Source organism: Actinoplanes oryzae, from assembly GCF_030757795.1.
GTDB lineage: Bacteria > Actinomycetota > Actinomycetes > Mycobacteriales > Micromonosporaceae > Actinoplanes.
Genome location: NZ_JAUQWH010000043.1, coordinates 50,274 through 57,329, shown reverse-complemented (window position 1 = coordinate 57,329; position 7,056 = coordinate 50,274). Strand labels below are relative to the sequence as shown.

Annotated in this window: 4 protein-coding genes; 3 read left to right on the top strand and 1 reads right to left on the bottom strand. The window is 67.7% G+C overall.

Annotation, left to right across the window (positions count from 1 at the left end; translation table 11 throughout):
- A partial coding sequence (locus RBH18_RS16675; RefSeq protein ID WP_306208691.1) for a CHAT domain-containing protein occupies positions 1 to 2,809 on the bottom strand: 2,809 nt, incomplete at its 3' end.
- A gap of 226 nt (positions 2,810 to 3,035) precedes the next feature.
- On the opposite strand from RBH18_RS16675, the gene RBH18_RS16670 reads away from it, so the two are divergent.
- From RBH18_RS16670 to RBH18_RS16660, 3 genes are all read left to right on the top strand, one after another.
- The gene (locus RBH18_RS16670) at positions 3,036 to 4,283 is read left to right on the top strand and encodes an alpha/beta hydrolase (RefSeq protein ID WP_306208689.1); all 1,248 of its coding nucleotides are present in this window, start codon (positions 3,036 to 3,038) and stop codon (positions 4,281 to 4,283) included.
- 151 nt (positions 4,284 to 4,434) lie between these two features.
- Complete coding sequence (locus RBH18_RS16665; RefSeq protein ID WP_306208687.1) at positions 4,435 to 5,313, top strand: tyrosine-type recombinase/integrase; 879 nt, start codon at positions 4,435 to 4,437, stop codon at positions 5,311 to 5,313.
- A gap of 305 nt (positions 5,314 to 5,618) precedes the next feature.
- Positions 5,619 to 6,488 carry an RICIN domain-containing protein gene (locus RBH18_RS16660; RefSeq protein WP_306208685.1) on the top strand — a complete coding sequence of 290 codons (870 nt, stop codon included), beginning with the start codon at positions 5,619 to 5,621 and terminating at the stop codon, positions 6,486 to 6,488.
- The last annotated feature ends 568 nt before the right edge of the window (positions 6,489 to 7,056 follow it).

Below are 7,056 nucleotides of genomic sequence, written 5' to 3'. Positions count from 1 at the left end.
GGGTGCCTTGGCAGGTGGCGGCTTCGCCGTCGGAGCCGGCGGCGGTGAACGCCTCGTGGGCTTGGTGCAGCAGGTGTTCGGCGCGGTCGAGGTCGCCGCGTTGGATGAGGTAGGTGGCGTGTTCGGCGGTTACCCGGGCGTAGCCGAGCGGGTCTGTCTGCTGCTCGTCACCGGTGCGGGCCAGGCGGCTGGCGCGGTCGAACAGTTGCAGGGCGCTTTGGCCGTCTCCGCTGACGCGGGCGGTGTCAGCGGCGTGGCGCAGCAGTTGAAGCGGGACGCTGTGGTGGTGCTGGTCGAGGAGGGTGATCGCTTCTTCGGCGAGGTGGAAGGCGGCGGCGGCGGGTCCGGCCTTCAATGCTTGGACGGCGCCGGCGGCGCACGCGGCGGTCACCTGCGGGTCGCCGGCGTGCAACGCGAGCCTGGTCAGTTCCAGGTCCATCGGGAAGCTTCGGCCGTTGGCGGTGCCGCCCCAGGCGTCGAAGAGGGGAGCGACCGTCAGCATTGCCAGAACGGTGATCTCGTTGTCGGTCAGCGGGGTGAGACGTCCCACGGCCAGCGTGTTGACCGCCGTGGCTGTCTGTTGTGGCTGGTGCGGGTCGGGGAATGTGTCGAGCAGTCCCAGCCCGCGCAGGCGGGCCGCCGACCCGCCGCTGTGCTGCGCGAGGGCGGTGACGGCCGGTTCCGGTACCGGCAGCTCGAATAGTGTCAGGTCGCGCAGTAGTGCGCGGTGGGCCGGGCCGGCCAACTCGAGCAGGGTGTCCAGGGCCAGGTTTTCCAGGAACTGCCGCACCTGCGGCTCCGCGGGCAGGTCACCTTGACGCAGGTAGGCTTCCATGTCGGTGATGGCGGCCGTCGCGCGGCCGGCGTCGATCTGGTCGCTGTAGACCAGCCGTAACCCGATCAGATCTTGCAGGCCGGGATTGCCGCGGCTGACCTCGGCCGCCCGTGCGGCCAGCGCGGACCGCTCGGCCTGCAACCGAGGGCTGGCCAGGGCCTGCTGCCGGTTGAGCAGTTTGAGCCGGGCGACCAGCGACAGCGGGCGCAGCGGGATCTGTTCCAGCCGGTCCGGCAGCCCGTCCAGGGTGAACTGGAACCGGCTGGTCAGCAGTAACCGGCTGTCGGTGACGGACGGGTCGAAAGCTCGCAGCGCCGCCGCCAGCACCGGCGCCACGGCTGGTGCGACCCGATGAAAGCCCTGCGGATCCGGTAGCAGCACCTGTTCCAGATCGTCGATGATCAGCAGCAGCGCCCGCTGTCCCTCGTCAGCGCGTCCCAACGGCCCGGCCACCAGGTCGGTCAGCAGCGGCTCGAAGGTCTCCGGCCGGTCCCGCACCTGCCCACGACGCTGCGCGATCAGGTCCCGCGCCGCAGGCAGGGCATGCACCGCCTGTTCGATCACCTCCAGGATCGCGGCCGCGCTGTAGTCACCGAAGACCACCGCGGGGAGCAACTGAGGGCTGCGGTCGGCGATCCGGGCCGCCAGGCTCGATTTACCGAGCCGGCCCTGCCCATGCAGCAACACCCCGGCCCGGTCCGGATCCCGCAATGCCCGTAGCGCCTGCTGCAACTCCAGACGGCGGCCGACGAACATCTCCGGCGCCGCGACCGGCACGTGCTCCTTGCGGTCCAGGAACACCTTGGTGCCGTGCACCGCCGACACCCGGGAACGCCGCCGCACCCCGCCCACCAGCCGGCCACCGCCGGACGGGCCGACCCACAACCTGGCGAGGTGCCAGTCCGAGCTCACCCGCGGATCGGCGGCGCCGAGCACGGCGCGGCGGGCATCCCCGACCGCCACCGCAAGATCAGCCCGGTTGCTCAGCTGCCGATACAGATGCTCCGCGAACAGCGTTGCGGCCCGGTCCCCGACCGACCCGTCCCAGCCCAGCACGGCCGGGAACCCGGCCGTGATCAGCGAAGTGGACAGCGAATGCGCGACCGTGCCATCCGCGTCTACCACCCCCGCCGCGACCGCCCGGTGGCCAGGCCCCGGCGGCAGGTGCCCGCCCGCGTCCGCCGGACTCGCGGTCAGACACGCCGACAGGAACACCAGCCGCGGCGCCTCGGTCATCACCTCGACAAGGTCGGCGGCCGGCGTGGGCAGATCGTCACCGACCTCGTCTTCCATCATCAGCACCGGTACCCGCGGCCCACCCGGCGACACCTGCCAGCGGTTCACCCCATGGCAAGACAGATGCACCACCGGCATCCCGCCCAGATCCGCCAACCGGCGACCCAACTGAACCGGGTTGCCGGTGTCCTCCACCACCAGATCCACCCGCGTCTCGTCGACCGCGGCCAGAATCGCCGCCTCCTCCGCCTCGAAGTCCAGCTCACGCTGCTGCCGCGGCGCCGAGGCCATGAACACCAAACCCAGCCGATACCCATCCGGTGCCGGCACCACACCCGGGGCCCCCAACCGGCGCACCACACCAAACCGCGACAGCGCGTCCGCGGCCAGGAATTCACCACCCGGACGGGCCAGCAACTCCCACGGCGCCCGCAACAGCGCCCGGGCCGCCTCCGACGGCACCGCCGGCCCCCGCACCTCAAACACCAGCGGCGCGCCGGCGCGCTCCAGGAGAGCGGTCAGCTGCCCCTGCTCGCCCTCCAGCCAGGACCACAACTGCTGGCCCAACTCCACGAACACCTCGTCGCCCGCGTGCGCCTGGACCCCACGCACATACCGGGCGCCGATCTCCGCCAACAGCACCTGATCCTGCGTACCCACCCCACGGCGGGGCCCGACCCGCTCCGTGCCGGCCACGACCTCAAAGCCCGAGCCGTCCACCACCAGACCGGTGACCACACCCGACCTCCCTCCATCCCGGGACGGCTTCGCACCTCGGACGGCCGACGGTACGCGATGACAGCACGGCAACCGCCTCCCGCACGTCAATACCACCAAAAGTGGCTCCGGAACGCATGACCGTTCCGTCCCACGTGCCCGACCGAAAGTACGCCCACATCGGTGTGTCGCCGATCGACAGACAGAACCCGATCAGGTTCAGTGATGGAACAAGCGAGGAGGTCCGATGGAGGCATTCGACGAAGTCGCGGTCCTCGTCGAGGTCGTGGCACGGGTCTGGCCGCAACTAGCCGAACCCGACGAGTCGTTCGAGCGCTCCGTGCTGCTCCAGCTACGCCTGATCGAGGCCGCCCGAGCCGCCGGCAGCACCGGCGACACCGAAGCCACCGCACTGCTCAACGCCTTCCAAACCCGGCCAGCCGCCGCCGACCGGCTCATCCGCGAACTCGACGTCACCATCACGCGCGGCCCGCTACCACCAGACATACCCGGCGCCGTCAAACACGACCGATACCTCGACATCCCGATCCTCTACGCCACCGACCGTGCCCCCACCCACCACAGGGCCGACCCGTTCACCGGCAGCCGCGGGACACCAACCTACGGCGTGGCCCGCGTGAGCGTGCCGGACGACCACCGCATGGGCGCACTCGAGAAATCCACACTGTGGAAACTCCAGTTCCGCGCCAACCCCGCCAAGCACGTCCAACTCCTCGACATCGACCAGCTGACCCGCGACACCTTCACCCAGCGAGCGTCCGACGCGATCACTACCTCCGCCACCCCGGAGGCACTGCTCTTCATCCACGGCTACAACGTCACCTTCACCGACGCCGCCCGCCGCACCGCACAAATCGCCTACGACCTGCAATTCACCGGCCTGCCCATGCTCTACAGCTGGCCATCGGAAGGCACCACCCTGCGCTACCCCACCGACGCCGACAACACCCTCTGGACCCGCCCCCACTTCGCCGACTTCCTCCGACTAGCCCTCAGCCAACTCGGCGCCCGACGACTGCACCTGCTCGCCCACAGCATGGGCAACCGCGTCGTCACCCAAGGCCTCGCCGACCTCACCCCCACCGAATCCACCAGCCTCGGCCAAGTCATCTTCGCCGCACCCGACATCGACGCCGCAGTCTTCACCCAACTCGCCGCCCAATTCCCCCACCACGCCGACCGCTACACCCTCTACGCCTCCTCCAACGACCTCGCCCTCAAAGCCTCCCAAAAACTCGCCCGCTACCCACGCGCCGGACAATCAGGACCCGCCATCATCGTCATCGACGGCATCGACACCATCGACGCCAGCCAACTCGACACCGGCCTCATGAGCCACTCCTACTACGGCGACCGCACCTCCATACTCGCCGACCTATTCTCACTAATCAGAAACAACCTCGAACCCAGCAAAAGATTCGGCCTCACCGCCACCGAAAACGGCTACTGGACCTTCCTTCCAATCGCACACTGACACCAGCCAAAAGACGCCCCAATCACTCGCCAATAGCTCATTGACACCAAGATCACGCGCGCTCATCTGCCGCGTCGAGGGCGTTGGTGCTCTTGGCGGCGGTGACGCACCGTGAGTTATGACTGCCTCTTCGGTTTCTGATCAAGCTGTTGTGCCCGAGCGTGTGCTGCGCGCAGCGGTGGCCGCGTACCTGGGCAGGTACCGCGGCGAGTCCCGGGTCCACACCGGCTCGGACCTCAAGGTGTTCCTGACCTTGTGCACGGGTCAGGAGCTCGATCCGTTGAACCTGGGTCGGGCCGCGATCGAGCGTTACGTGCGCTGGTTGCAGGAGGTCCGCTGCTACCAGCCCTCGACTGTTTCCCGGCGGCTGTCGGTCGTGGTCGGCTTCTATCGGGTCTGCGTCATCGACCAGATCCTGGCCCACTCGCCGGCCGACTATGTGCGCCGGCCACCGACGCCGACGGATTCACCGACGCTCGGGCTCGGGCATCTGCAGTTCGAGGCCTTGCTGACGACCGCGCGGCTGTCGGCCAACCGGAACGACTTTGCGTTGATCGCGATGCTCGGCCTGCTCGGGTTGCGGATCTTCGAGGCATGCGGCGCGAACGTCGCCGGCCTGGGCGAGGAGCACGGCCATCGGGTCCTGAAGATCCGCGGCAAGGGCGACAAGACCGTGCTGGTCCCGTTGCCGCCAGCGGTTGCTCGGGCGATCGAGCACGCCGTCGGAAACCGCGAGCACGGGACGATCCTGCGCAACACGCTCGGTCGGCGGATGGATCGGCACGCCGCGACCCGCCGGCTTCAAGAGCTGTCCGCGACGGCGGGGATCCGGATGCCGCGGATGCATCCGCACATGCTGCGGCATACATTCGTCACGACCATGCTGGACGCGGGGGTCAGCCTCCGCGATGTGCAGATCGCCGCCCGGCATGCCGATCCGAAGACCACGATGCGCTACGACCGCGCCCGTAAGAACCTCGATCGGCATCTCAACTACATCTTGGCCGCCTACATGGCATCCGGCACCTGAACTCCCGAGGCCTGCCAGCCCGGGACGTCCCGGACAGCAGGCCTCGCGCGGCCCACGATCCGTCAGGAGGTCTATCCGCCACTCCCTGTAAGACGTCCGCCCATGCGGACATGCCGATGAGAGGACGTGGGAGGCGAGCCAACGTCTCCGACCTGCGACTCGTCGGCAGGCGCGACGCGTCAGAACCGCACTGGAGGCTCGATATGCGCCTGCCACTACTTGCCCCGAGTCACCCATTTAGGGAACTGGGTGTGAGTCCTTCGTCGCGTAACGTCCCGGGGAGGCTCCACCCTGGGGAGGGCGTAATGAAGAAGGGCAACCTGTTGAGGCGTCTACCTCGGTTCGCGACGGCAGCCTTGGCTGCTGTGCTGGCGATCGTCGTGTCGCTTTTTGCCGCGCCGACTGCGGCATACGCAGACGCGTCCGGACAGACGCAGTGGGGCAAGATCTGCATCCCGGGAGTACAGCAGTGCATCGCTGGCGGAATGTTGCGGATTGACGTTACCGGTCGTGGCGATCAGATATATCTGGTCAAGGCCTCCTTTGCGGCTGGCCTTGGTCTTCAGAACTGGCAGTTCAGCTACGAGCTTCGCGACACCACCGGGGCGACCGTCGACCGCTATAAGCAGTTCCGCGGCACCTATCACGAGTCGACGAACGTTTCCGGTGCAGAGATGTGGAAGCCGGACGGATACCCGGCCCGGACCGGGGAGGCATGCGTTGGGGTTTGGAGCAACGCTAAACATCTTGCGACGGCGTGTGTGAGCGTCTACCCGGCGAAAGTGGTGTTGCGCAACTCCGGCAATACCAGCAAGTGCTTAGACGTCGATATTAATGGCGGCGGCCGCGACGGCAGCAAGGTGCAGTTGTGGCGATGCAACGGCACGGCGCAGCAGGGCTGGCGGTTGGCCGCGAATGGCGAGGTCCGCAGCGTGAGGTACCCGGGCATGTGCCTGGACGCCGACACGAATGGTAACGGGGCCGACGGGTCGAAGGTTCAGATATATGGCTGTAACGGCCAGGGACAGCAGAAGTGGCGGGTCAGTTCTGGCGGCAGGATCATGAACGACCGGTACAACAAGTGCCTGGATGCGGACCTGAACAACATCCGCAACGACGGCGCGAAAGTCCAGATTTGGGGTTGTAACAGTCAGCCACAGCAGGTCTGGGGCTGATCCCCTCGAAAGGCGTAGACGATCGCGTGGCGCAAGCGAAACAGATATGCGCCATTGGGTCGCCCTGTCTGGACGGCCGCGGCGTGGAAGTCGTGCGTCACATAAGGCGGGGCCAAAGTGTGCTCTTCTGCCGCTCCGGGCGTGCTGGCGTTCATCGTCGCTGGTGACGCACGGTGGTGTATGGCTGACTTTCCCACCTCCGTGTCCAACGTCGTCTCCTCCGATCAACTCGTCCTGCGGGCCGCGGCGTCCGCCTTCCTGGGCCGCTACCGTGGGCAAACCCGCGTGCACACCGGCTCCGACCTGCGTCTACCTCCGCTGGTGCACCGACCAAGACCTCGACCCGCTCGCCTTGCACAGAGCCGACGTCGAGCGGTACGTGCGCTGGCTGCAAGACGTCCGCCGATACCAGCCTTCGACGGTCTCCCGGCGCCTATCGGTGGTGGTCGGCTTCTACCGGGTCTGCGTCATCGACGCCATCCTCGAACACTCTCCAGCCGACTACGTCCGCCGCCCCACCGTGCCGGCTGAATCACCCACCCTCGGCCTGAGTCACCTACAGTTCGAA